25 protein-coding genes are annotated in these 22,699 nt (G+C 70.4%); 18 read left to right on the forward strand and 7 right to left on the reverse strand.

Features of this window, described 5'->3' with window-relative positions; translation table 11 throughout:
* Positions 1-83 precede the first annotated feature (83 nt).
* The gene (locus tag WKR98_RS13010; RefSeq protein ID WP_124688475.1) at positions 84-983 is read left to right on the forward strand and encodes a LysR family transcriptional regulator; all 900 of its coding nucleotides are present in this window, start codon (positions 84-86) and stop codon (positions 981-983) included.
* A gap of 8 nt (positions 984-991) precedes the next feature.
* On the opposite strand, the gene WKR98_RS13015 is transcribed toward WKR98_RS13010, so the two are convergent.
* Positions 992-1,969 (reverse strand): Bug family tripartite tricarboxylate transporter substrate binding protein, encoded by a 978-nt coding sequence (locus WKR98_RS13015; protein WP_341433490.1) that lies wholly within the window; start codon positions 1,967-1,969, stop codon positions 992-994.
* A 148-nt stretch (positions 1,970-2,117) separates the two neighbouring features.
* Between WKR98_RS13015 and WKR98_RS13020 the strand changes: the two genes are divergently transcribed.
* From WKR98_RS13020 to WKR98_RS13030, 3 genes are all read left to right on the forward strand, one after another.
* Entirely contained in the window at positions 2,118-2,687 is a 570-nt protein-coding gene (locus WKR98_RS13020) for a DNA-3-methyladenine glycosylase (protein WP_341433491.1), read from the forward strand.
* 131 nt (positions 2,688-2,818) lie between these two features.
* On the forward strand, positions 2,819-3,796 hold the full coding sequence (locus WKR98_RS13025) for a Bug family tripartite tricarboxylate transporter substrate binding protein (protein ID WP_341433493.1): 978 nt from the start codon (positions 2,819-2,821) through the stop codon (positions 3,794-3,796).
* 15 nt (positions 3,797-3,811) lie between these two features.
* Positions 3,812-4,903 (forward strand): CaiB/BaiF CoA transferase family protein, encoded by a 1,092-nt coding sequence (locus WKR98_RS13030; protein WP_124688479.1) that lies wholly within the window; start codon positions 3,812-3,814, stop codon positions 4,901-4,903.
* A 6-nt stretch (positions 4,904-4,909) separates the two neighbouring features.
* Here WKR98_RS13030 and WKR98_RS13035 read toward each other — a convergent pair whose 3' ends face one another.
* From WKR98_RS13035 to WKR98_RS13055, 5 genes are all read right to left on the reverse strand, one after another.
* Complete coding sequence (locus WKR98_RS13035; protein ID WP_124688480.1) at positions 4,910-5,866, reverse strand: LysR family transcriptional regulator; 957 nt, start codon at positions 5,864-5,866, stop codon at positions 4,910-4,912.
* 21 nt (positions 5,867-5,887) lie between these two features.
* On the reverse strand, positions 5,888-6,688 hold the full coding sequence (locus WKR98_RS13040; protein ID WP_341433495.1) for a DUF72 domain-containing protein: 801 nt from the start codon (positions 6,686-6,688) through the stop codon (positions 5,888-5,890).
* Positions 6,689-6,692: 4 nt separating this feature from the next.
* The gene (locus tag WKR98_RS13045; protein ID WP_341433497.1) at positions 6,693-7,250 is read right to left on the reverse strand and encodes a GNAT family N-acetyltransferase; all 558 of its coding nucleotides are present in this window, start codon (positions 7,248-7,250) and stop codon (positions 6,693-6,695) included.
* Between the two features lie 133 nt (positions 7,251-7,383).
* Entirely contained in the window at positions 7,384-8,028 is a 645-nt protein-coding gene (locus tag WKR98_RS13050) for an OmpA family protein (protein WP_124688483.1), read from the reverse strand.
* Between the two features lie 150 nt (positions 8,029-8,178).
* Positions 8,179-8,991 (reverse strand): alpha/beta hydrolase, encoded by an 813-nt coding sequence (locus WKR98_RS13055; RefSeq protein ID WP_341433500.1) that lies wholly within the window; start codon positions 8,989-8,991, stop codon positions 8,179-8,181.
* A gap of 243 nt (positions 8,992-9,234) precedes the next feature.
* Between WKR98_RS13055 and WKR98_RS13060 the strand changes: the two genes are divergently transcribed.
* The 12 genes from WKR98_RS13060 to WKR98_RS13115 all read left to right on the forward strand — a co-directional run bounded on the left by WKR98_RS13060 (position 9,235) and on the right by WKR98_RS13115 (position 19,300).
* Positions 9,235-9,813, forward strand: a complete 579-nt coding sequence (locus tag WKR98_RS13060; RefSeq protein WP_341433502.1) for a BPSL1445 family SYLF domain-containing lipoprotein — start codon at positions 9,235-9,237, stop codon at positions 9,811-9,813.
* Positions 9,814-9,957: 144 nt separating this feature from the next.
* Positions 9,958-10,245 (forward strand): hypothetical protein, encoded by a 288-nt coding sequence (locus tag WKR98_RS13065; protein WP_341433504.1) that lies wholly within the window; start codon positions 9,958-9,960, stop codon positions 10,243-10,245.
* Positions 10,246-11,655, forward strand: coding sequence for a hypothetical protein (locus WKR98_RS13070; protein ID WP_341433506.1), 1,410 nt, complete (start codon positions 10,246-10,248; stop codon positions 11,653-11,655).
* Positions 11,628-12,368, forward strand: coding sequence for a hypothetical protein (locus tag WKR98_RS13075; RefSeq protein WP_124688488.1), 741 nt, complete (start codon positions 11,628-11,630; stop codon positions 12,366-12,368). The genes WKR98_RS13070 and WKR98_RS13075 overlap by 28 nt, the downstream gene beginning before the upstream one ends.
* Positions 12,365-13,024: a hypothetical protein gene (locus tag WKR98_RS13080; RefSeq protein WP_124688489.1), complete on the forward strand. Its 660-nt coding sequence runs from the start codon at positions 12,365-12,367 to the stop codon at positions 13,022-13,024. The genes WKR98_RS13075 and WKR98_RS13080 overlap by 4 nt, the downstream gene beginning before the upstream one ends.
* Positions 13,021-13,239 carry a hypothetical protein gene (locus tag WKR98_RS13085; RefSeq protein WP_341433509.1) on the forward strand — a complete coding sequence of 73 codons (219 nt, stop codon included), beginning with the start codon at positions 13,021-13,023 and terminating at the stop codon, positions 13,237-13,239. The genes WKR98_RS13080 and WKR98_RS13085 overlap by 4 nt, the downstream gene beginning before the upstream one ends.
* A 23-nt stretch (positions 13,240-13,262) precedes the next feature.
* Positions 13,263-14,102 (forward strand): Flp pilus assembly protein CpaB, encoded by an 840-nt coding sequence (cpaB, locus tag WKR98_RS13090; protein ID WP_341433511.1) that lies wholly within the window; start codon positions 13,263-13,265, stop codon positions 14,100-14,102.
* A complete protein-coding gene (locus WKR98_RS13095) occupies positions 14,099-15,520 on the forward strand; it encodes a type II and III secretion system protein family protein (RefSeq protein WP_341433513.1) in 1,422 nt (473 codons plus the stop codon). The genes cpaB and WKR98_RS13095 overlap by 4 nt, the downstream gene beginning before the upstream one ends.
* Positions 15,520-17,202, forward strand: coding sequence for an ATPase, T2SS/T4P/T4SS family (locus WKR98_RS13100; RefSeq protein WP_341433515.1), 1,683 nt, complete (start codon positions 15,520-15,522; stop codon positions 17,200-17,202). The genes WKR98_RS13095 and WKR98_RS13100 overlap by 1 nt, the downstream gene beginning before the upstream one ends.
* Positions 17,199-18,053: a type II secretion system F family protein gene (locus WKR98_RS13105; RefSeq protein ID WP_341433516.1), complete on the forward strand. Its 855-nt coding sequence runs from the start codon at positions 17,199-17,201 to the stop codon at positions 18,051-18,053. The genes WKR98_RS13100 and WKR98_RS13105 overlap by 4 nt, the downstream gene beginning before the upstream one ends.
* A gap of 43 nt (positions 18,054-18,096) precedes the next feature.
* Positions 18,097-18,966 (forward strand): type II secretion system F family protein, encoded by an 870-nt coding sequence (locus WKR98_RS13110; RefSeq protein ID WP_341433518.1) that lies wholly within the window; start codon positions 18,097-18,099, stop codon positions 18,964-18,966.
* Positions 18,967-18,970: 4 nt separating this feature from the next.
* A complete protein-coding gene (locus WKR98_RS13115; protein WP_341433519.1) occupies positions 18,971-19,300 on the forward strand; it encodes a DUF192 domain-containing protein in 330 nt (109 codons plus the stop codon).
* A 33-nt stretch (positions 19,301-19,333) separates the two neighbouring features.
* Here the strand turns inward: WKR98_RS13115 and argH are convergent, their stop codons facing one another.
* Complete coding sequence (argH, locus tag WKR98_RS13120) at positions 19,334-20,755, reverse strand: argininosuccinate lyase (RefSeq protein WP_124688494.1); 1,422 nt, start codon at positions 20,753-20,755, stop codon at positions 19,334-19,336.
* 22 nt (positions 20,756-20,777) lie between these two features.
* Between argH and WKR98_RS13125 the strand changes: the two genes are divergently transcribed.
* Both WKR98_RS13125 and WKR98_RS13130 read left to right on the forward strand, forming a co-directional pair.
* Entirely contained in the window at positions 20,778-21,554 is a 777-nt protein-coding gene (locus tag WKR98_RS13125; protein WP_161567736.1) for a LytTR family transcriptional regulator DNA-binding domain-containing protein, read from the forward strand.
* Positions 21,551-22,684, forward strand: a complete 1,134-nt coding sequence (locus WKR98_RS13130; protein ID WP_341433522.1) for a GNAT family N-acetyltransferase — start codon at positions 21,551-21,553, stop codon at positions 22,682-22,684. The genes WKR98_RS13125 and WKR98_RS13130 overlap by 4 nt, the downstream gene beginning before the upstream one ends.
* Positions 22,685-22,699 lie beyond the last annotated feature (15 nt).

Genomic DNA, 22,699 nt, shown 5'->3' on the forward strand with positions numbered 1-22,699 from the left:
TACGGACCCCGGTTGTATGAAGAAAGCGATAAAATCCTAATAAGCTATTTCGCTTTTTCGAAACTAAATCCGCCCTCCATGCCATGACGCTCAAGCAACTCGAGGCCTTCTACTGGGCGGCCACCTGCGCCAGCTTCGCCATCGCGGCGGAGCGGCTGCATCTGTCCATTTCCTCGCTGTCCAAGCGCATCAACGAACTCGAACAGTCGCTGGGCGTGGGCCTGTTCGACCGTTCCGGCCACAAGGCGGAACTGAGCGAGGCCGGGCGCAGGCTGGTTCCCCGGGCGTGGAACCTGTTGCAGGAAGCCGAAGCCGTGCGGCGCTGCGTGGCGGTGGACACCGGCCTGGCCGGCCGCTGCCGGATAGGCGTGGGAGAACTGACGGCACTGACCTGGCTGCCCCGGCTGCTGAAGCTCGCCCGGCACGAGCATCCCGACCTGGTGGTCGAGCCCATGGTGGAAGTGGGTGCGGCGCTGGAGCACGGGCTGGAAAGCGGCCAGCTCGATTGCGCCGTGATCGCGGGCCGCTCGCCCCGGCCGGACATCTGCTCCGAACGGATAGGCGAGGCCCGCTTCTCGTGGGTGATCGCGTCGGACACCGAGCCCGGTGCGAACGCGATGAGCGACCGCCTGCTGGATGCCTATCCCCTGATCACGCTGGCGCTGGGCGCCGGCACCACGCGGCTGCTGGACGACTGGCTGAACGACAGCGGACTGGATGTCCGCCAGCGCCTGATCTGCAACAACTGGGGCGCGATCGCCGGCCTGGTCAGCGAAGGCGTGGGCGTGGGGATGCTGCCCGCCGCCTGGGCCGCCGAGCTGGCCAGGCGCGGCCGCATCCGCGTGCTCAAGAGTTCGCCCGCGCTGGGGCCCTTGCCTTATTCGTTCCGCTGGCGGCGGGACGATACGCGGCCGGTGGTGCCCGGCATGCTGGCCATCGCCCGCCAGGCCATCGATTTCTCGGCGCGGAACCGGCTGCTGTAGGGCGGCGCCTAGTCGAGCTTGATGTTCGCGTCGCGGACCAGCTTCGCGTTGAGTTTCAAGTCCTTCGCGATCAGCGCGCCCAGTTGAGACGGGGCGCCGGGGGCGACGTCAAAGCCCATGCCGCCCAGCGTGGTCCGCGTGGAGGAAGCCTCCAGCGACCCATTGATCGCCTGGTTCAGGTACGCGACCACCGTGGCCGGCGTGCCGGCGGGGGCGAGCACGCCGTACCACGAGTTGGTCTCGAAATCCGGATAGCCCTGTTCGGCGATGGTGGGCAGGTCGGGCGCCAGCGCGGAGCGCGTCTTGGACGTGACGCCATAGCCGCGCAGCTTGCCGTTGGCCAGGTAGGGCAGCATGTCGGGCAGGTTGTTGATCATCAGGTCCACCTGTCCGCCCAGGATGTCGGTCAGCGCCGGCACGCCGCCCTTGTAGGGCACGTGCAGGATGTCCACGCCCGCCATCTGCTTGAGCATCTCGCCCGCCAGGTGGGCCGAGGTGCCCGTGCCGAACGAGGCATAGGTCAGCTTGCCCGGGTGCCGCTTGGCATGGGCGATCAGCTGCGGCAGCGTCTTGGGCTCGAGCCCGGGCCGGCCCACCAGGATGTTGGCGGTGGCGCCCAGCAGGGCGACCGGCGTGAAGGCGTGCTCGGTGTCGTAGGGCAGCTTGGCGTAAAGCGAGGGATTGATGGTGAAGCTGTTTGCCACCGTGACCAGCGTGTAGCCGTCGGGAGCGGACTTCGCCACCTGATCGACGGCGATGACCGTGCCCGCGCCGGGCTTGTTCTCGATGACCAGGGTCTGGCCGAACCGGCCCTGCATGCCTTGCGCGACGGCGCGCACCACCTGGTCCATGGTGCCACCCGGCGGGAAGGGCACCAGCCAGCGCACGGGGCGGGCGGGGTAGGACTGGGCGTGGGCGGGCATCGAGGGCAGCAGCGCGCAGCTTGCCGCGCCGGCCATCGTCTGTAGGGCCTGGCGTCTATCCATGAGTGCGGTTCCTTTCGAGCAAGGGAGGATGGGCCCCGCTTCGTGCCGAGATGCACGCGGGTGTTGGCAAAAGTATCGGGAGATCGGCGCCGGGCGGCAATCGTCCCAGCGGATACACTCTGTTCTCGCTGCGAGAACGGATGTGCCCATGCCTCACCTTGCCCATATCGATTTCCATGCGCCGTCGGCCGAGGTCGGCCCGCTGCTGATCGGCGTGACCCTGCTGGTGGACGGCGTGGGCGGACGCATCGTGGAGGCCGAGGCCTACGACAGGGAAGATCCCGCCTCGCACAGCTTCTCGGGGCCGACGCCGCGCAACGCCTCCATGTTCGGCGAACCGGGCCGGGCCTATGTCTACCGGTCGTATGGCATCCACTGGTGCCTGAACCTGGTCTGCCGCGAAGCCGGCCATGGCGCGGGGGTGCTGATACGCGCGTTGGAACCGACCCATGGCCTGGATGTCATGCGCGCGCGGCGCGGCGTGGACGATCCGAGGCTGCTGTGCTCGGGGCCGGGGCGCGTGGGACAGGCCCTGGGCATCGATCGCGGCTTCGACAGCAAGCGGCTCGATCGCCCGCCGTTCGAGCTGGTGGCGCGCGAGGGCGAGCCGGACATCGCCATCGGTCCGCGCATCGGCATCTCGAAGGCGCTGGACGTGCCCTGGCGCTTCGGGATGGCCGGCTCGCGCTTCCTGAGCAAGCCGTTTCCCCGGCGCTGAGCGCCGCGCGCCGCGGCCCATAGAAAAAGCCGAAGGCGGGTTCCCGATTTTCGAATTGTTGCGGGAGGCGAGCGCGGCCACAATCGCGGTCATCCGGCATCCATGCCCATACCCATAACAGGAGACCCGCCATGCGCGCACGCATACTTGCCGCGGCGCTGGCTTGCTGCCTTGTTCCGGCAGCAAGCCAGGCCGCCCCGGCCGATACCTATCCCGACCGTCCGATCCGGCTCGTGGTGCCCTATGCCGCCGGTGGCGGCGTCGACCTGCTGGCCAGGAAATTCGCCGAGGCGCTGGGCAACCAGGTGGGGCAGAGCGTGTTCGTCGAGAACAAGGTGGGCGCGGGCGGCACGCTGGGCGCGGTGTCGGTCTCGCAGGCCAAGGCGGACGGCTACACGCTGCTGTTCGGCGGCTCGCCCATGATCACGAACAAGCTGATCAATCCCGCCGTGGGCGTGGACGTGCTGAAGAACCTGGCGCCCGTGTCGCTGATCAACATGAACCCGTTCGTGCTGGCCGTGGCGGGGACCTCGCCCTATCGGTCGATCCAGGACATCCTGGCGGCCGCCCGCCAGTCCCCGGGCAAGCTGAACTTCGCCTCGGGCGGCGTGGGCACGGGCTCGCACCTGGCGGGCGCCGCGCTGGCCACGGCCACCGGCATCGACGTGGTCCACGTGCCCTATCGCGGCTCGGTGGACCTCGTGCCTTCACTGCTGGGCGGGCAGACGCAGTTCTGTTTTCCCGTCGTGACGGCGGCGCTGCCGCAGGTCGAGTCGGGCGCAGTGCGCGTGCTGGGCGTGACCTCGGCCAAGCGCCTGCCCATCCTTCCCGGCGTGCCGACGCTGAAGGAGGCACTGGGCAACGACGACACGGTGATCGAATCATGGAACGGCGTCTGGGGGCCGGCGGGCATGCCCGCGGACATCGCGGCCAAGCTGAACCGCTCGATCCACGAGACCTTCAAGCGCGGCGACCTGAACGCGTTCTTCGACAAGAACGGATCGCCGGTCGAGCTGTCGCCCACGGCGGACGATTTCGCCGACTTCCTCACGAAGGAAACCGCCAAGTTCTCGCGCATCGTGCGCGCTTCCAAGATCGTTCAATTCTAGGCGCATGGCCATCCTATGACCCAAGCTTTCCTGCCGCTGGCGGGCGTGCGCGTGCTGGACTTCTCGCACGTCATCGCCGGCCCCCTGGCAACCTTCTACCTGGCCCAGATGGGCGCCGACGTCGTCAAGATCGAGAAACCCGCCGGCGGTGACGTGCTGCGCCGGTCCGAGCGGGGGCCATCGGCCTTTCTGTCGCTCAATGGCGGCAAACGCTGCGTGGCGCTGGACTTTCGCACCGAGGAAGGACGGGCCGAGATCCTGGCGATGGCGCGCGACGCCGATGTGTTCGTGGACAACTTCCGACCCGGGTCGCTCGAGCGGCACGGGCTCGGCTATGAGGCCATCCGCGCGGTCAATCCACGCATCGTCTATTGCTCGATCTCCGGCTTCGGGCGGACCGGGCCCTGGGCCGACCGGCCGGCCTACGACCACGTCGTGCAGGCGATGACGGGCATGGCGATGATGGGCGGTGTCGAAGGCGACGATCCCATCAAGACCGGCTTTCCGGTGGTGGACGCGGCCACGGGCATGCTGGGCGCGCTGGCCATCGTCAGCGCCTTGCACCAGCGCAATCGCGACGGCCGCAGCATCCTGCTCGACGTGTCCATGGCGGCGGCGTCCATGCAGCTGATGTACAGCTATGCGGTCGAGGCCCTGACCAAGGGCGTGTCGCCCCGACGGGTCGGCAACCAGGGCTATTCGGGCAGCCCCGCCGCCGATTTCTTCCAGACCCGCGATGGCTGGATCGCGCTGGGCGCCAATACGCCCGCGCAGTTCGCCCGCCTGCTGGATGTGCTGGAGCTGGGCGAACTGGCCGCCGATCCGGCCTTGTTCGATGGGGCGGCCGAGCCAGGCGAACAGGTGTCCTTCCTCAGGGCGAAGGACCCCGTGCTGCTCAAGTCGCGCCTGCGGGAACGGATCGCGGGGTGGGAGGCGGTGCGGCTCGAACAGCGGTTGGCCCAGGCCGGCGTGCCGGCCTCCAAGGTCCGGTCGGTGGCCGAATTCGCCGCCGACGCCGTCGCCAGCGGCGCGCTGGAGCCGGTGGTGCTCAGGGATGGCGAGGACAGCGCGACGGTGCCGGGACTGGGCTTTCGGGCCTGGGCCTGAGCCGGGTCAGGCCGCCCGTGCGGCGGCCATCTGCCGGGCCGCCCAGACGACGGCCTGCCGCAGCGGTTCGACACCGGGCAGTTGCATCACGGGTTGGCGCGCCAGGAAGGCCAGCCGGCTGACGGGGATGTCGTCGGCGACGGGCAGGACGTGCACGCGGCCCATCTCCGCATAATGGCGGACCGGCGACGACGGCGCGAAAGTCAGCATGCGGGTGGCCGCCACGACTTCCAGGTTCGTGTGATAAGGGAAAGACTCGATGCGGGGCTCCGGTGGCACCAGGCCGGCTCCCAGGAACACGCGCTCCAGCACCCGCCGGGCCTGGGATGCCTTGGGCGGGACGATCCATTCCTGGTTCGCCAGATCGCCCAGCCGCAGCGTGGCATGCCGCGCGAGCGGATGGTCCGTCGCGCAGGCGAACAGCCGGCTTTCCTCGTGCAGGGGTTCGATGTGCAGGTCGGTCAGGTGGCCGCCCTGCACGGGCAGTTCGTCCAGGTGGCAGATCGCGCAATCGATCTCGCTGCGGTCCAGGCCGCCGTACAGCACGTTGATGCCGCCGTGCGTGATGGCGATGCGGGGCAGGGTACCGGTGGCTTCCATCCGCGCCATGGCCTGCGGCAGCAGCCAGGCGTCGAGCAGCGGCAGGACGCCGACGCGCACCAGCGGGGTGCTGCCCCGGACCACGCTTTCCAGCGCCGTGTCGAACGATGCCAGCGCGATGCGCAGTTGCCGCAGCGCCAGATTGCCGGCGTCGGTCAGGCTGCCCCCGCGCGCGCTGCGTTCGATCAGCGTGGTGCCGAAGACTTCCTCCAGCGTCTGCACCATGCTCGTCACGGTGGGCTGGCTCAGGTGCAGGGCCTGCGCCACCGCGGCCAGCGAATGGTGCTCGGCCACCAGCTCCAGCAGGCGCAGGTGCTTGATGCGTAGCTGGTCGCTGCGGTTGCGTCGGCTGTCGATGTTCACGGCGATGTCTCGTGGAAAGTCTCAGGACGCCCGCATGGGCAGCCCCAGCTTGTCCATCAGGGTCTTGGCGTTGCGCGGCGCTTCCACCTTGGCGTCATTGTCGAAGTAGCAGTACACGTGGCGTTCGCTGGCACGGCGGTGCGCCTTGCCATCGATGCGGCGGGCGCCGCGCGGTTCGCCCCCGCGCGCCCAGGCCCGGATGCGCCGGGCCCAGTCGTCCAGCGCCGTGTCGGTGTAGCCGCTGACGTACAGTTCCCGGTCGCCGTGCAGGCGGATGTAGACGAAGTCGGCGGTGACGTCTTCGCGATAGGGCCACTTGCCCGCCGTGTCCGCCACCACCAGCGCCATGCCGTAGTGCCGCAGCATGTCGGTGAAGGCCGGGTCGATGAAACTGTCGTGGCGGATCTCGATCGCGTGGTGCATGTCGCGCGGCAAGGCCTTGAAGAAGGCTTCGAATCGTGCCGGATCGAAGCGCATGCCGGGCGGGAACTGCCACAGGATGGGACCCAGCTTGTCCTTGAGTTCGAAAATGCCCGAAGCCAGGAAATTGGCCAGCGGCCGCTCGACTTCCTTGAGGCGCAGGATGTGGGTCATGTAGCGCGGCGCCTTCACGCTGAACAGGAAGCCCTTGGGCGTGTCGGCATGCCAGCGCGCGTAGCGTTCCGGCGTCTGCAGCGCATAGAACGAACCGTTCAGCTCTATGGTCGAGAACTCGCGCGACGCGTAGGCCAGCTCCAGCCGCTGCGGCAGGTCGTCCGGATAGAACTTGCCCCGCCAGGGAGGATAGCGCCAGCCGGAGATGCCCACGCGCATGTCGCCCATGGTTTCAAGGACCGCCGGGAAGACTGCGGTCGCCCGGGCCCAGCGGCAACTGCATCATGACGGTATCGACCCAGCGGCCGTGCTTGAAGCCGACGCTGCGCAGCACGCCGGCGTGCTCGAACCCGACCTTGCGGTGCAGGGCGATGGAGGCGGCGTTGCCGCTGTTGCCGATGACGGCCACCATCTGGCGCCACGGCCCGTTCTGGCAGCGCGCGATCAGTTCCCGCATCAGGGCGATCCCGATGCCGCGCCCGCCCGTGCCATCGGCGACGTAGACGGAGTTTTCTATGGTGTGGCGGTAAGCCGGACGAGGGCGATAGCTGCCGGCATAGCTGTAGCCGACGACCACCCCGTCCTGTTCGGCCACCAGATAGGGCAGGCCCTGCCCGAGCACGGCGGCGCGGCGGGCGCGCATGTCTTCCACCGTGGGCGGGACTTCCTCGAAGCTGGCCACCCCGTTTAGGACATGGAAGGCGTAGATGGCCTGGATGGCAGGCAGGTCGGTATCGCAGGCGTCGCGGACGACGAGCGTGGACGAGGGAAGGGGAGCGGGGCTGGACATGGCGATGGACGTTCCTGGGGGCCGGCCGCGGCCGGCAGCAAGCCATTACCTGGGGGCCGGCCGCGGCCGGCAGCAAGCCATTACTTTACCCAAGAACGCCGCCGCCCCGCAGGGGGGGCGGCGGAGTCGCCGGTCAGTTCTTGGTGGCGTACAGGTAGATCTCGGTGCGGCGGTTGGCGGCGCGGCCTTCCACCGTGTCGTTGCTGGCGATCGGGTCGTTGGGACCGCGGCCTTCGGTGGTCAGGCGCGCCGACGAGACGCCCTTGTTCGCCAGGTAGTTGGCCACCGCCTGCGCGCGGTTCTGCGACAGGGTCTGGTTGAGCGACATCTGGCCGGTGTTGTCGGTATGGCCGACGGCCTTGGCGCGCAGCTCGGGGTGCTCGTTCAGGGTCTTGGCGACGCTGTCCAGCACGGGCAGCAGGGCCGGCTTGAGCGCGTAGCTGCCGGTGTCGAACGAGACGCTGCTGGGCACGTTGACCTTCAGCGAGCCGTCGTTCTGCTCGGTCATGTCGATGCCCAGGTCCTTGGAGCCGGACTTCTCGACGTCCTGCTTGACGGTCTTCCAGTTGTAGCCGACCAGCCCGCCCGCCACGGCGCCCAGGCCGGCGCCGATGGCCGCGCCCTTGGAGTTGCCCAGCAGTGCTCCCAGCCCGGCTCCCAGGGCGGCGCCGCCGCCGGCGCCGATGGCCGTGTTGGTCTGCTGCTGGTTGGCGCAACCGGCGACGAAGACGCCAAGCGCCGCGACCAGAGCAATTTTGGAGAGAGTGTTGGTTTTCATGTTGACCTCCTGGAGTGGACTGGGCAGGGGCGTCGTTATGTATTCACGACGCTTTAGCCTGGCTGATGTTAGCCCTTCCATGTGACCGGGAAACGCAACATTTTGTACGTTTTGAGGATGGTTTACGGTTTACATTCCCCGCCGCGGTTCTCAGCCGGCGGCGCGGCACTGGCTGCGCACGAAGTGCCGGATCCGGTCCATGGCATGCAGGGACGCGGGGGAATCCGGTTCGACGGTGATGAACATGTGGGGTTCGTCGTCGTATTTCAGGACGTCGATCGCGCCGCCGGCCCGCCGGTACTGTTCACCGAAGGCATCGGCGCGGAAATGGTCGACGTTGGCGTCGGCGGTGCCCTGTATCAGCAGTACGGGCGGCAGGTGGCGGGCGTCGCCGCGTTCCACGATCGACCGGGGATTGTCCCGTTCCATGGCGGCTTCGTCCGGCCAGAACGCGTGGTGCGCGTCCAGCAGCGGCGCGAGACGGCGTTCGCGGGCCATCCGGTAGCGCGCCAGCGGATCCAGGATGGGCCAGCAGGCCACCGCGTAGCCGACCAGGGGCTCGGGATCCGCCGCCGCACCGGGGGCGCCCCCCAGCAGCGCGTTCAGCATCAGCAGATGGCCGCCGCTGGACGTGCCCAGGCCGCCCACCCATCCGGAACGGCTGCCCAGCTCGTCCGCGTGCCGGCGGGCCCAGGCCAGGCCGGCATGGACGTCGGCGAAGGTGGTTCCGGCCCCGGCCTGCGGCGGCATGCGGAAATCCAGCGCGAAGGTGGCGATGCCCTCGTCGGCCAGCGCCTCGTGCATGGAGGCGTTGTTCAGGCGGTTGCCCCGGATCCAAGCGCCGCCGTGCACGTCGACCAGCAGGGGGACGGGAGCGTGGCAGCGGGGACGGTACAGGCGCCCCGGCAGTGCCTGGCCGTCGAAGGCGGGGAACTCCAGGTCTTGCACGTCGAATCCGGACATGGGCGGGGCTCGCCTGGGAGGGCGGACGTCCTGTGTGATCGTTACGCCCCGATCTTCGCATACTTGGTGGTTGTCCGTCCTTCCCCGGGGCGCGTGCGGGGGCGACGGCTGGCGGCAACAACCCGGTTACGTTTGCATTCGCTGTTTTGACGTATATCCGGCAGAATGGCTGTGCTTGCCGCGGCGGGCCACGCCCCTTCCTCGGAAGCTGCCTGCCGGCAAGCCCACTCAAGGAGAGAGAGCATGAAACGTCGTCAGTTCCTCTACGCCACCGCCACCGCAGGCCTGCTGGTCGCCGCGGGTTGCACCACGACCGATCCCAACAAGAGCGGCGACAGCTCGCCCGCCGCCAAGCGCAGCCGGATCGACTCCGGGACCAACGAAACGCTGAACCGGCTGTACTCCACGGTCAGCGGTTCGCGCGAACTGGGCAACAAGGCCCGTGGCATCCTGGTCTTCCCCAGCGTGATCAATGCCGGCTTCATCGTCGGCGGCGAGTACGGCGAAGGCGCGCTGCGCGAAGGCGGGCGAACCACCGGCTACTACAGCACGGCCAGCGGTTCGTTCGGCTTCCAGGCCGGCGCGCAGTCCAAGGCCCTGGTGTTCATGTTCATGAACCAGGCCGAGCTCGACCGCTTCAAGTCCAGCAACGGCTGGACTGCCGGCGTGGACGGATCGGTGGCGGTGGTCAAGGCGGGCGTCAATGCCGCCGTCGACACCAATACCGCCCGGGCTCCGGTCGTGGCCTTCGCGCTGACCAACGCGGGCCTGATGGCCGGCCTGACGGTGGAAGGCACCAAGATTTCCAAGCTCAATCTATAGCGGTGCCGGGTCGGCGGACGGGGATGACCTTCCTGTCCGTCGCGGGATCCTCGCATTGCCGGTGCGAGGCCGCCCCCGGAAACTGGCGGCACCCTCGCGGACGGCCGGGCACGGCGCCCGGCGCGCGGGGGTGGAGTCCCGCCCATGTCTCTTCATGTTTTCTCCGCCCGGCGCCGTCGGCAGCGCGGCCAATCGATGGTGGAGTACGTCGTCATCGTCGCGCTTGTGGCGGTGGCCGCGATCGCCGTCTACCAGTTGTTCGGGCAGGTGGTCCGTTCCCAGACGGCCGCGATGGCGCGCGAACTTGCGGGCGAGGACGGTTCGACCGAGTCGCGCGCCGCGCAGACCGCGGCCAAGGGGGCCCGGTCCCAGACTTCCGCGCGCTCGCTCAAGTCCTTCACCGGCAATGCCGCCCAGGCTGGCGGGAACTAGATGCGCGCCCCGTATCGCTCGCAGGCCGGACAGGCCCTGGTGCTGGCGGTGGCGCTGCTCGCCGCCGTGGCGGCAGGGCTGGTGCAGCTCTTCGACGGCGGGCAACTGCTGCGCGAGAAGGTCCGGCTGGCCCGCGCGCTGGACGCCGCGGCCTATAGCGGCGCGCTGGTCCAGGCCCGGAGCCTGAATTTCCTTGCCTATGCCAATCGCGCGCTGGTGGCTCACCAGGTGGGCATGGCGCATGCCATCACGCTGGCCTCGTGGGCCCGGTTCGGCGATACGCAGGCCCGCCGGCTGGCGTCGTCCAATCCGCCCGCCAGCCTGATCGGCGGTTTGTTCGGCGCCGCGCATGGCCGCGCCTACCGCAGCGCAGCGGGAGCGGCCGGCGCGGGCAGCGCCGCCGACTGGAGTGAGGGCGCGCTGGCGCGGGCCTTCGCCGAACATGATCGCGTCGTGCACGACGTCCTGGTGCGGGCCCAGGCGGCCGTGCAGCAATCGCTGGCCGATGCCCGCATGCGGACGATGCAGGCGGTGCTGGCCGCCCACTATGACGACGGCGCGACGCGTCTGGACGCGGCCCTGCTGGCCGATACGCTGCCGGGATTCGTGGTCCGGCACGGCGGCGAGGCCCGGGGCCGGCTCAAGGACATGGTGGAAGAGGCCAACGCGCATTACGGCTTTCTTGCGCCGCGCGATCACGATCGTCGCAGTTTGTTGCCAACGGAGTGGCGGTGTCCCTGGCTGCGGCACGAGCTGCGGCGCCGTGGCGCGACCTCGCTCATGGGACTGGATGCCTGGCGGTCGGTCGACACGCTGTCCTTCCACGCGCTGCGATCGAATCGATGGATAGGCTGCTATTACCGCGAATATCCCATGGGCTGGGGCAGCGCCAAGAGCGATGCCGCGCTGGCGGACGATGATCTGCCGCACATCGACGAACCTCCCGAGGACTTCTCCGACCAGGATTTCTGGCGCTGGGTGGGTGCGCATACCGACTGGAACCTGCTGGATGGCACGGCCAATCCGCTTGGTAATTCGTTCGCGTTGTCGCAGGGCGTGGCGTGGCAGGGCAGGGGGTTGCCGCCGTACGCCGGGATCGCCGGCAAGCGGGCCGCAGATCCGACCCTGCGCTTCGCGGTCAGGGCCACCCGCGCCGCGGCGGCCATGCGGACAACGGATGCCGCGGGCCCACGAGGCGGAACGGGTCGGCTGGCGTTCGGCGCCGGGCTGGGCGCGGGCGGGTTGGCCGCGGTCAGTGCCGCGTCGACCTACTATCGCCGGCCCGTGGGGCGCGCCGATGGGAACGCGGAGCGGCCCAACCTGTTCATGCCTTACTGGCAAGCCAGCCTGAGCCCCGTCGCGGCGGCGGAGCGCGAGCAGGCATGGCGCCGGCAGGGGGTGGCATGGTGATGGCGCGCATGGGGCGCCAGCGCGGGCAGGCCATGGCCGAGGCCCTGCTCGCGCTGGGGGCGTTCGGGGCATTGTGGGTGCTGGGTTCGGCCTTGGGGCGATTGCAGGACCTCGCGCTGCAGACCGAATTCGCGGGACGCCACCTTGCCTTCGCGGTGGTGCAGGAGGCGCCGCAGGACGTCCGCGAGCGCACGCACGCCTATTTCTTCCAGCCGGCGCGCCATCGCTGGCGCAACCACGATGGTTCCGCCTTGCTGCCGGACCAGCCCGGGCGGTTTTCCATGCAGGTCCGGCAGGAGGCCGGCCGGTTGCCCGAGCAGGCACAGCCTGGGGGCAATACCGAGCCCGCGCGCATGCTCAGGGGGGAATTGCTGCCTGCGCATCCGGGGCTGGTGGCGGGGCGGGTGTCGGTGCGACCCGATCTCGCGCCGGTGGCCAGGCTGGGCGGGTGGCGAACCGTGGCACCGCTGTCCAGCCGGTTCGTGATCCTGGTGGATGCCGGCCACGCCCGCGACGACGGGGATGCCCAGGCGCGCATCGCCGGCGCGCCCCGGGCATGGAGCGACGCCGCGCAGCGTACGGAGCGGGCGGGCCGGGCCTTGTCGGTGCTGTCGCGCGTCGACCGGCCCTGGGGCCGCCCGCCTCCGCAGTTCGATTGGCTCTCGGCCTGGAAGGGGCTGCTGCCGGCGCATCTTGCGGGAGGCGCGCGATGAAGGAAAGGGGATGGTGCCGCGCGCCGGTGCGCGGCTGCGTCGTGCTTGCCATGGGCCTGCTATGGAGCCACGCGGCGGCGGCCCAGCCCAGCATGCCGCCCGGTGCCGTGGACCGGGGCTGGGGAGGCCGCGTGCGCGTGAACGGCGTGCGCATGGACATCCGCTTGTTCGAGGTCCGGCAACCGCCGATCGAGGTCGCCGGCGGCGTGGCCAGGCAGCCGGGGCTGGATCCCTGGCTGCTGCCCTTGCCCGATGGCGTGATGCTGAGCGGCGTCCGGGACGGCCGTCCCTGGCTGATGCAGCTTCGCCAGTCCAGGCCCGGGGTGACGCAGGGCGTCCTGGCCGTCGGCCTCGATGCCAGCGTGGGTACGCGCGCCTTGCCCGCCGAATGGACGCCGCCGGGCGCGACGCTGCTGCTCGATTTGCAGACCCGGGACGAACGGGGGAAGGTGGCCCACCAGCTCTACGCCCATGCGGCCGATACCGCGACCTTCTCCCGGTTGCTGCAAGCCCGGTTGACCGCGCTCGGGTGGCGTGCCGGGGCCGGTGGCGGCTTGATGGAGTGGCATCGCGCGCGGCGGATATTGCAGCTCGTGGTGGTGCCACGGGAGCAGGGCAGCGGCCTGCTGGCGGTCGAGATCGAGGCGGACGAATGAAGGAGCGAAGAAGCATGATCGTGGCCGGCAGGATGCGGAGCGCGCGCAGGCAGCGCGGGCAGTCCGCGGCGGAATATCTCGTCGTGGCCATGCTGCTGGCTGGTGTGGCCGGCGCGGGCTGGTTCGGCGAAGGAGGCGGACTGCTGGCGTGGCTGCTCGACGCCTTGCGCGGTTTCCATCAGCGTTTCGCCGGTTCGCTGGCCCTGCCGCTATGATGCCGCGCCTGCCCCGTTTGCGCGTGGATCGGAAATGGTGGGTGCTGGCCGTGGCGCTGGCCGCCGGAGGCCTGGCCGCATGGCTCGGCCAGCGCCAGATCCAGGGGCGCATCGATGCCATCGAGGCCGAGGCGCGCACGGCGCGGATCGCGGTGGTGGTGGCCGCGGCCGATCTGCATGCCGGCCAGCGCCTGTCGGCGGACCTGGCGGCGGTGCGCGAGATCCCGGCCGAGTGGGCGCCGTCCGGCGCCATCGATCCCGACCGGTTCGGCGACTTCGACGGAGGGGTGCTGGCCCATCCGGTGCGGGCCGGCGAACCCCTGCTGTCCCTGCACCTGGAGGCGGTGCGGGAGGCCCCGCTGGCCGAGCGCCTGAGCGAGGGGCGCCGGGCGGTGACCATACCGGTGGATGAGATCAGTTCGGTGTCGGGCCTGGTGCGACCCGGAGACCTCATCGACCTGTACGTGTCTTTCGACCATCGCGGAAAGCGGACCACCATGCCCCTGCTGCAACGGATGCGCGTGCTGGCCACGGGGCGCCAGACCGAGATGCCGGGCGCTGGGGGCGAGGCGCCGCGCGGCGCGTTTTCCACCGTAACGCTGGATGCGGCGCCGGAAGAGGCGGTCAAGCTCATCATCGCCCGCGATGGCGGTGTCCTGACCGCCATGCTGCGCCGTCCGGGGGATGGCAGCCCGGCTCCCGGACGCGTGACGGGCGGGCTGGCGTCCTTGCTGGGGCTGGGAGAAGGCGAGCCGCCCCAGCCGCGCAGGCACGCGGGCGCGACGATCATCTATGGGGACCGGGCGCCGCGCCGCATTCCGGGCTTGGCGGAAACCGGGGCGGAGCAGGGAGTCCAGCCATGAGGGCCGCCTTGGTGAGGCAACTCCTGTTGGGCGGCCTCGGCATGGCGTGTGCCCTTCCGGGGGGTGGGGCGCGGGCGGCCGAGCCGTCCTCCGCCGACTGGCCTGCCTGGCTCGAGCAGGAGGCGGTGTCCACGCCGGCACCGGCCTTCCCCGCCGGGCTGGATCTCCCGGACGTCGAGATGTACATCGGCGAGACCCAGGTGTTTCCGGCGCCGGTCGTGGCGCGGGTAGCCGTGGGCAACGGCCGCGTCATCAACGCCGCCACGGCCGACGACCGGGAGGTGGTGGTATTCGCCAACGCGGCGGGCACGTCGTCGCTGGTCATCTGGGACCGCGACGGCGCGATGCGGCGCATGCGCATCACCGTGGTGCCGGGCCAGTCCTCGCGGGTGCAGCGCGAGATCGAAGCCTTTCTCGCCACCATGCCTTCGGTGCGCAGCCGGCTCGTCGGCGACAAGGTCATCGTGGAAGGCGACGACCTGAGCGACGCGGACCAGGCGCGCATCGCGCTGCTGGCCCGCCGCTATCCGCAGGTCGTCGATTTCACCGGGCGGCTCGGCTGGGAACGCATGGTGATGATGGACGTCAAGGTGGTCGAGATGCCGCGCTCGCGGCTGCGCGAACTGGGCGTGCGCTGGGGCGGCGCGAGCACCGGGGGCCTGAACGCGGGGCTGGCCTGGGACGCCGCCGTGGGGCGGCCCTTGAGAGCGGCCGCTGGCGACGCCGCGCAGCGTCCCGGAGACGGCCCCATCGCGCTGCCGTTCCCGGCCACGTCCCCGGCGGGATACCTGGGCATGAACGCCTTGCTGTCGGCGCGCATCCAGGCCATGGCCCAGAGCGGCGAGGCGGTCATCCTGGCCCAGCCGCAATTGTCGGCGCGCAGCGGTTCCACCGCGCGTTTCCTTGCTGGCGGCGAAGTGCCCTACGCGACGGTGGACAGGAACGGCGCGTCGAACACCACCTTCAAGCCCTACGGCGTCACCTTGCAGATCGCGCCCCGGGTCGATGCCGGCGGCACGGTGCGGTCCGTGATCGACGTCGAGGTCAGCGCCGTGGATCCCTCCGTGATGGCCACGGGCGGCCCCGCGCTCAAGGTGCGCAGGACCGCCACGGAATTCAACGTGCGCTCGGGCGAGACGCTGGTCCTGAGCGGCTTCCTGTCGCGCGAGCAGTCCCAGGACCTGGACGGCCTGCCCGGCCTGTCCAGCCTGCCCATCCTCGGGCCGCTGTTCGGGTCGCGCAGGTTCCAGCGGCGCGAGACCGAACTGGCCATCTTCGTGACCCCGACCGTCGTCACCCAGCGCAATCCCGATCTGCTGGAACGCATCGACCGAGGACGGCGGGTGCTGGACGAGACCTTCGGGCCGGAACGGCTGAACGTGCCCGTGCGGCCCGACCCATCTTTCATGGAGCAATGATGCTGGACGTGGAAATCCTGACCGACGAGGACCATGGGACCTCGCTGAGCGTGGCGCCGCCCGCGGTGATCGGGCGCGGGGACGGATGCGAGATCCGCCTGCGCCACTGGCGGGTCGCGCGCCGGCATGCCCGGCTGGACGAGCGGGCCGAAGGGGTGTTCGTGGAAGACCTGGGGTCGCTGGGCGGCACCTTGGTCAACGGCCGCCGCATCCTGCAATACGGACCGCTGTTGCCCGAGGACGAGATCGTCGTCGGCGCCGTGATGCTGCGCGTGCGGGCCGTGGATCCCCTGGGGCACGATGCCTTGCGGGAAGGCGGGCCGCCCGCCCCCGTGTCGGCGGGCATGCCGGCCGTGCGGCCCACGGAGGTCCACGCCCGTGAGGCGGCGATGGTCGAATGGCGGCGCCGGCTGCACGCGCGCCTGCTGGAGGCCCTGGACCTGCGTCGCCGGGACGTGTCCGCCATGAGCGATGCGGCCTTGCGGCAGGAGGCCGACCGGCTGCTGGAGGCGCTGGTGCTGGAGGCCCACGGCGAGATTCCCCCGGACCTGGACCGCGGCGCGCTGCGCCGGCAGGTCGTGGACGAGGCGGTCGGGCTGGGGCCGCTGGAGTCCTTGCTGGCCGATCCGGACATTTCCGAGATCATGGTCAACCGGCACGATGAGCTGTATGTCGAACGCGGCGGCGTCCTGCGCCGGCATCCGGCGGTGTTCAGCAGCGATCAGTCGGTCCTGGGCGTGATCGAGCGCATCGTTTCGCCGCTGGGCCGCCGCATCGACGAGAGTTCGCCCATGGTCGATGCCCGGCTGCGCGACGGTTCGCGGGTGAATGCCATCATTGCGCCGCTGGCGCTCAAGGGGCCGGCCCTGACCATTCGCAAGTTTCCCACCCGCCGCCTGCGGATGTCGGACCTGGTGGACGGCGGGTCGCTGGATGCGCACATGGCGGGGTTTCTGCGGCTGTGCGTGGAGCGGCGCAAGAACGTCGTCGTCTCGGGCGGGACCGGTTCGGGCAAGACGACCCTGCTCAACATCCTGTCGAATTTCATTCCGCCTGCCGAGCGCGTCATCACCATCGAGGATGCCGCCGAACTGCGCCTGGCGCACGAGCATCTGGTCGCGCTGGAGGCGCGGCCGTCCAACCTGGAAGGCCGGGGCGCGGTGTCCATCCGCGACCTGGTGCGCAATGCGCTGCGCATGCGGCCGGATCGCATCGTCGTGGGCGAGTGCCGGGGCGCTGAAGCTCTGGACATGCTGCAGGCGATGAACACCGGCCACGAGGGTTCGTTGACCACGCTCCACGCCAATACGCCGCGCGACGCGATGTCGCGGCTCGAGACCCTGGTGCTGATGGCGGGCATGGACCTGCCGCTGGGGGCCATACGCGAGCAGATCGCCTCGGCGATCGACATCGTGGTCCAGCAGGGCCGCAGCGCCGCAGGGCAGCGGCGGGTGACCGCCATCGTCGAGGTCAGCGGCATCGAGAGCGGCCGCATCCAGTTGCAGGAGCTGTTCCGCTTCGAGCGGCCGGATGCCGGCGCGTCCGACGGCGCAGGGTACTTCCAGGGCTGCGAACTGATGCCCAGTTTCCTGGACGAATGGCGGGCCGGGGGCGTCGCCATTTCGCCGCAATGGTTCTGCGAGCGCACGCCGGCGCCGGATCGGCCCCGGAGCCTTGCATGAACGCCATCGACGCGGTCATCGCCGGCGCGGTAGTGGTCTGCGTATCGCTGCTGGTCTGGATCGCCTGCGGGCTGGTGCGCGACAGCCTTGCCCGCTATCGGGCGGTGTTCACCGAGACTGCGCGCGTCCGCATGAGCGAGTTCTTCCTGTTCGTCGATGTGAACCAGCTGTGGGTGGCGCACGTGGCGGTGATCGGCCTCCTGGCCGCCGCCTGTGGATGGTTCGCGCAAAGCTGGGTCTTTGCCGCCGCCGGCGCGGCGGCCGGGGCGTGGCTGCCGCGCCAGGCCGCCCGCCACCTGCGCGCGCGCCGCATGCGCAGGTTCGATGCGCAACTGCCCGACGCGCTGCTGGCCCTGGCCAGCGCCTTGCGCGCCGGCGCCAGTCTGCAGGCCGGCCTGCGCCAGATCGCGGCCGAAGGCGAAGCGCCGCTGGCCCAGGAGTTCACGCTGCTGATGCGCGAGCAGCGTTTCGGTGTCGGCATGGACCAGTCGCTGGCGAACCTGCATGCGCGCATGCCCACCGAGGCGGCCAGCCTGGTCGCTTCGGCGCTGCGGATCGCCGCCGACACGGGTGGCAACCTGGCCGAGACGCTGGAGCGGATAGGCACGACCGTGCGCGCGCGGCTGCACATGGAAGGGCGGGTGCGGGCGCTGACGGCCCAGGGCCGGTTGCAGGCCAGGGTGGTGGGGGTGCTGCCGTGGCTGTTGCTGGCCGCGCTGCACCGCCTGGAGCCCGAGGCCATGGAGCGTCTGTGGACCACCCCCGAGGGATGGGCCGTGCTGGCCCTGGTCGCGGCGCTGGACATCCTCGGGTTGTGGATGATCGCCCGCATCGTCCGGATCGACATATGAAGCGAAAGTGGAAATTCGCCAAAGAGGCCGCCGCGAGGTCGGCATGGACATGACCGCGCTGCTGATCGGCGTGGCCGTGGCGGCGCTCGCGGCCCTGGCCTGCCTGCTGGTCATCGATCCGCCCGCCTTGCCGGACCGGACGGCCGAGGCGCCGCCGCGCGCGTTCCGGCTGGCCTGGCCCCTGGTCTCGGCGGCGGCCCACTACGGCCGGCCGTGGCTCTCGTGGCAGCGCCGGCGCCGCATCGAATCCCAACTCGTCCAGGCCGGTTTGCGTCACGGCCTGGCGCCCATCCACATCCTCGGGGCGCAGGTGCTGTGCGCCTGCGCCGGCGGGCTGGCCGCCGCGCTGCTGGCGGCGCCGTGGACCGGCGTTGCCGCGCTGGCCGCATGGAGCGCGGCCGGCGCGGCGGCAGGCGCGGCCTACCCGCGTTTCTGGCTGCGCGACCGCGTGCGCGGCAGGCGGCGGGACATCCTGCGGGCCTTGCCGTTCGTGCTCGACATGACGACCCTGTGCGTCGAGGCCGGCCTGCATGTGGGCGCGGCCTTGCAGCAGGCGGTCCTGAAAGGGCCGCCCGGACCGCTGCGCGACGAACTGCGCCGGGTGCTGGGCGACGTGCGTACCGGCGTACCGCGCACGCGCGCGCTCAAGGACATGGCCGAACGCCTGGAGATCCCCGAGATACGCGCCTGGACCGGCACATTGGCCCAGGCCGACGCGCTGGGCATGAACCTCGCGCCCATCCTGCGCGCGCAGTCCGACCAACGCCGCGCCGAACGCTTCCTGCGTGCCGAGCGCCTGGCGCTGGAGGCGCCGGTCAAGATGCTGCTGCCGCTGATCGCCTGCATCTTCCCGTGCTCCTTCGTCGTGATCGGCTTTCCGATCGCGGTCAAGCTCATGGACATGGGCGGGTAGCGGCATGGGCTGGCGCCGTGCGACCACGTGCCTGGACCGTTTGCGGGGATGGCTGGGGCAGGCCCCGCCCGGGCCGGGCGACGCTCTGTGGATCGTGCCTTGCCGGGCCATACACACCATTGGCATGGCCTGGCCCATCGACGTCGTTTTCGTGGACAAGCGGGGCCGGGTGCTGCGCATCGTGCCGGCATTGCGCCCGGGACGTGGAGCCTGCTGCCGGCGCGCGTGGGGCGTGCTGGAACTGGCGGCCGGAGAAGCCGCGAGGCTGGGGTGGAAGGAGGGGGAACGAGCGGGCCGGCGCCGCGTATCGATGCCGATGCGGACCGGCCCATGAAGCGGATGCGGCGCGGGCCGCACCCCGCGGGCGTCAGCCGCGCGTCTCGTCCAGCACGCGCTGCGCTTCCTCGCGCACGCGCACCGGAGCGGTGCCGCCTATGTGCGAGCGCGACGCCACGGAACCTTCCAGCGTTAGCACCGCGTGGATGTCCTCGCCCACCAGCGGATGGAAGGCGCGCAGCTCGTCCACCGACAGGTCGGCCAGGTCGCAGCCGCGTTCCACGCAGGCACGCACGGCCAGCGCGACCGCTTCGTGCGCGTCGCGGAAGGGCACGCCCTTCTTGACCAGGTAGTCGGCCAGGTCGGTGGCGGTGGAGAAGCCTTGCAGCGCGGCGGCGCGCATGGCGTCGGGCTTGACCTGGATGCCGCCGGCCATGTCGACGAAGATGCGCAGGGTGTCGCGCACGGTGTCGGCGGTGTCGAACAGTCCTTCCTTGTCTTCCTGGTTGTCCTTGTTGTAGGCCAGGGGCTGGCCCTTCATCAGGGTCAGCAGTGCCACCAGGTGGCCGTTCACGCGTCCGGTCTTGCCGCGCGCCAGTTCGGGCACGTCGGGGTTCTTCTTCTGCGGCATGATGGAGCTGCCGGTGCAGAAGCGGTCGGCCAGGTCGATGAAGCCCACGCGCGGGCTCATCCACAGCACCAGCTCTTCCGACAGGCGCGAGATGTGCGTCATGACCAGCGCGCCGGCGGCGCAGAACTCGATCGCGAAGTCGCGGTCGGACACGGCGTCCAGCGAGTTGCGGCACACGCCGTCGAAGCCCAGCGTGCGGGCCACGCGTTCGCGGTCGATGGGGTAGGAGGTGCCGGCCAGCGCGGCGGCGCCCAGCGGCAGGCGGTTGACCCGCTTGCGGCAGTCGGCCAGGCGCTCGGCGTCGCGGCCGAACATTTCGGCATAGGCCAGCAGGTGGTGGCCGAAGGTGACGGGCTGCGCGACCTGCAGGTGGGTGAAGCCGGGCAGGATGGTGTCGGCGTGCTGCAGCGCGAGCGTGGCCAGCGCGTGGCGCAGCTGGCGCAGCAGGTCGGTCAGCGTGTCGATCTCGGCGCGCAGCCACAGCCGGATGTCGGTGGCGACCTGGTCGTTGCGCGAGCGGCCCGTGTGCAGGCGCTTGCCGGCGTCGCCCACCAGCTCGGTCAGGCGGCGTTCGATGTTCAGGTGCACGTCTTCCAGGTCGAGCAGCCATTCGAAGCGGCCGGCGTCGATCTCGGTTTCGATGGCGGCCATGCCGCGGCGGATGTCGGCAAGGTCCTGCTGGGTCAGGATGCCGACGGCGTGCAGCATGTCGGCATGCGCCAGCGAACCCTGGATGTCGAACTTGGCCAGGCGTTTGTCGAAGTCCACCGAAGCGGTGTACCGTTTGACGAGGTCGGACACCGGTTCGGAGAACCGGGCTGACCAGGCTTCGGCCTTCTTGGCGAACTGGTCTTGGGGGCGGGGGTCGGTCGATTTGGACATGGCGCGGATTATAAAGCGGGTTATGGCGGTTACTGTATCGGGAACGGGCTCGCCCGGGGTGCTGGTGGTGGGGCGGGACGCGGCGTTCTGCCGTCGCCTGTCGGCGCAGCTCAGGACGCTGGCCAGGCGTTTGCCGCTGCATCTGCTGCCGCCCGCCGTGGGCGCCGACCAGGCGCGGCGGGTCGAACCGGCTCCTGGCGTGGCGCTGCTCGACCTGGACCTGCCGGATGCCCAGGGCTACGCGCTGGCCCGGGCCTGGGAACGGTCGGGCCCGCGATTGGTGCTGCTGCTGCCCTCGCTCGACAGTCTCCCCCAGGCCGAGCAACTGCGCGCGGCCGACCGGCTGGTGCCGCCCATACGTATCGACCGGCTGGAGCAGGCGCTGCGGCGCGCGCTGGGCACCGGGTACTCGCCCGACGCCCTGATGGCCCAGGGACGCGAGGGCACGGTGGCGGTGCCGGTGGACGAGGTGCTCTACCTGCGCGCCGACGGCAAATACGTCAGCCTGCGCACCCGCCAGGGCGAATTCCTGACCGATCGCGCGCTGGCCGACCTGTCGCGCGCCTTTCCCGAACGCTTCGTCCAGGCCCATCGCAACGCGCTGGTGGCCCGCTCGGCCATCGCCGGCGCGCGCCTGGTCACCCCGGAACTTACCGGGGGGGATGCCGATCCCTACTGGGAACTGCTGCTGCATGGCGTGCCCGACCGTATCGCGGTGGCGCGCCGGCGCTGGCCGCTGGTGCGGCGCTGCCTGCCGCAAGGCCGGGCGGCCCAGTTCCTTTCCCCGGAGGCGATTTGACCGATACCGCCGTCGAATTGATCGACGACCTGGGCACCCTCGATCCGGCCGCCTGGGATGTCCTGGCCGCAGGCAACCCCTTCGTCGCGCACGCCTACCTGCACGGGCTGCAGGCCACCGGCTGCGCCGCCCGGCGCACGGGCTGGCAGCCCACCTGCCTGGTGCTGCGGCGGGCGGGCGAACTGGTGGGCGCCATGCCGCTGTACGTGAAGTCCCATTCCCGGGGCGAATACGTGTTCGACCAGGCCTGGGCGGAAGCCTTCGAGCGTCATGGCCTGCCGTACTACCCCAAGCTGCTGTGCGCCGTGCCGTTCACCCCCGTGGGCGGTCCGCGACTGCTGGCGGCGGCCCACGAGGACCGTGTGCTGCTGGCCCGCGCCGCGATCGAGGTCGCGCGGCAGGCGGGCGTCTCGTCCCTGCACGTGCTGTTTCCCCGCGACGAAGACCTGCGGGCGCTGCGCGAGGCCGGCTACATGCTGCGCGAAGGGGTCCAGTTCCACTGGCGCAACGACGGCTACACCAGCTTCGACGCCTTCCTGGGCGCCATGAACCACGACAAGCGCAAGAAGATCCGCCAGGACCGCAAGAAGGTCGAACAGGCGGGCATACGCTTCCGGCACCTGCGCGGCGCGGCCATCTCCGCCGACGACCTGGCTTTCTTCTACCGCTGCTACGCCGCCACCTATGCCAATCATTGGTCCTCGCCCTACCTGAAGCCGGCCTTTTTCGAGGCGCTGCACGCGGCCATACCCGAGGCGCTGCTGCTGGTCATGGCCGAGCGGCAGGGCGAGCCGGTCGCCTGCGCGCTGAACGTGGCCGCCGGCGACACCTTGTACGGCCGCTACTGGGGCTGCGTGGACTTCGTGTCGGGCCTGCACTTCGAGACCTGCTACCTGCAGGCGATCGACTATTGCATCGCCCACGGGATCGCCCATTTCGAGGGCGGCGCCCAGGGCGTGCACAAGATGTCGCGCGGCCTGCTGCCGGTGCCCACCTGGTCGGCGCACTGGGTGGCCGATGAACGCTTCGCCGCCGCCATCGCCGATTTCCTGGATCGCGAGACCCGCGGCATGAACCGGTACCTGGACGAGCTGGAGTCGCACACACCCTTCAAGGCGCCGGCCGACTGACGGGGCAGGGCGGCT

The organism is Pigmentiphaga sp. YJ18, from assembly GCF_038066655.1.
Taxonomy (GTDB): Bacteria; Pseudomonadota; Gammaproteobacteria; order Burkholderiales; family Burkholderiaceae_B; genus Pigmentiphaga.

Coding starts and splice junctions, on each gene's coding strand:
- WKR98_RS13030 (WP_124688479.1), top strand. CDS start 3,812: ATGACCCAAGCTTTCCTGCCGCTGGCGGGCGTGCGCGTGCTGGACTTC.
- WKR98_RS13050 (WP_124688483.1), bottom strand. CDS start 8,028: ATGAAAACCAACACTCTCTCCAAAATTGCTCTGGTCGCGGCGCTTGGC.
- WKR98_RS13065 (WP_341433504.1), top strand. CDS start 9,958: ATGTCTCTTCATGTTTTCTCCGCCCGGCGCCGTCGGCAGCGCGGCCAA.
- WKR98_RS13080 (WP_124688489.1), top strand. CDS start 12,365: ATGAAGGAAAGGGGATGGTGCCGCGCGCCGGTGCGCGGCTGCGTCGTG.
- WKR98_RS13015 (WP_341433490.1), bottom strand. CDS start 1,969: ATGGATAGACGCCAGGCCCTACAGACGATGGCCGGCGCGGCAAGCTGC.
- WKR98_RS13100 (WP_341433515.1), top strand. CDS start 15,520: ATGCTGGACGTGGAAATCCTGACCGACGAGGACCATGGGACCTCGCTG.
- WKR98_RS13025 (WP_341433493.1), top strand. CDS start 2,819: ATGCGCGCACGCATACTTGCCGCGGCGCTGGCTTGCTGCCTTGTTCCG.
- WKR98_RS13020 (WP_341433491.1), top strand. CDS start 2,118: ATGCCTCACCTTGCCCATATCGATTTCCATGCGCCGTCGGCCGAGGTC.
- WKR98_RS13115 (WP_341433519.1), top strand. CDS start 18,971: ATGGGCTGGCGCCGTGCGACCACGTGCCTGGACCGTTTGCGGGGATGG.
- WKR98_RS13095 (WP_341433513.1), top strand. CDS start 14,099: ATGAGGGCCGCCTTGGTGAGGCAACTCCTGTTGGGCGGCCTCGGCATG.
- WKR98_RS13070 (WP_341433506.1), top strand. CDS start 10,246: ATGCGCGCCCCGTATCGCTCGCAGGCCGGACAGGCCCTGGTGCTGGCG.
- WKR98_RS13010 (WP_124688475.1), top strand. CDS start 84: ATGACGCTCAAGCAACTCGAGGCCTTCTACTGGGCGGCCACCTGCGCC.
- WKR98_RS13125 (WP_161567736.1), top strand. CDS start 20,778: ATGGCGGTTACTGTATCGGGAACGGGCTCGCCCGGGGTGCTGGTGGTG.
- WKR98_RS13110 (WP_341433518.1), top strand. CDS start 18,097: ATGGACATGACCGCGCTGCTGATCGGCGTGGCCGTGGCGGCGCTCGCG.
- WKR98_RS13060 (WP_341433502.1), top strand. CDS start 9,235: ATGAAACGTCGTCAGTTCCTCTACGCCACCGCCACCGCAGGCCTGCTG.
- WKR98_RS13075 (WP_124688488.1), top strand. CDS start 11,628: ATGGCGCCGGCAGGGGGTGGCATGGTGATGGCGCGCATGGGGCGCCAG.
- argH (WP_124688494.1), bottom strand. CDS start 20,755: ATGTCCAAATCGACCGACCCCCGCCCCCAAGACCAGTTCGCCAAGAAG.
- WKR98_RS13085 (WP_341433509.1), top strand. CDS start 13,021: ATGAAGGAGCGAAGAAGCATGATCGTGGCCGGCAGGATGCGGAGCGCG.
- WKR98_RS13105 (WP_341433516.1), top strand. CDS start 17,199: ATGAACGCCATCGACGCGGTCATCGCCGGCGCGGTAGTGGTCTGCGTA.
- WKR98_RS13055 (WP_341433500.1), bottom strand. CDS start 8,991: ATGTCCGGATTCGACGTGCAAGACCTGGAGTTCCCCGCCTTCGACGGC.
- WKR98_RS13040 (WP_341433495.1), bottom strand. CDS start 6,688: ATGGGCGACATGCGCGTGGGCATCTCCGGCTGGCGCTATCCTCCCTGG.
- WKR98_RS13045 (WP_341433497.1), bottom strand. CDS start 7,250: ATGTCCAGCCCCGCTCCCCTTCCCTCGTCCACGCTCGTCGTCCGCGAC.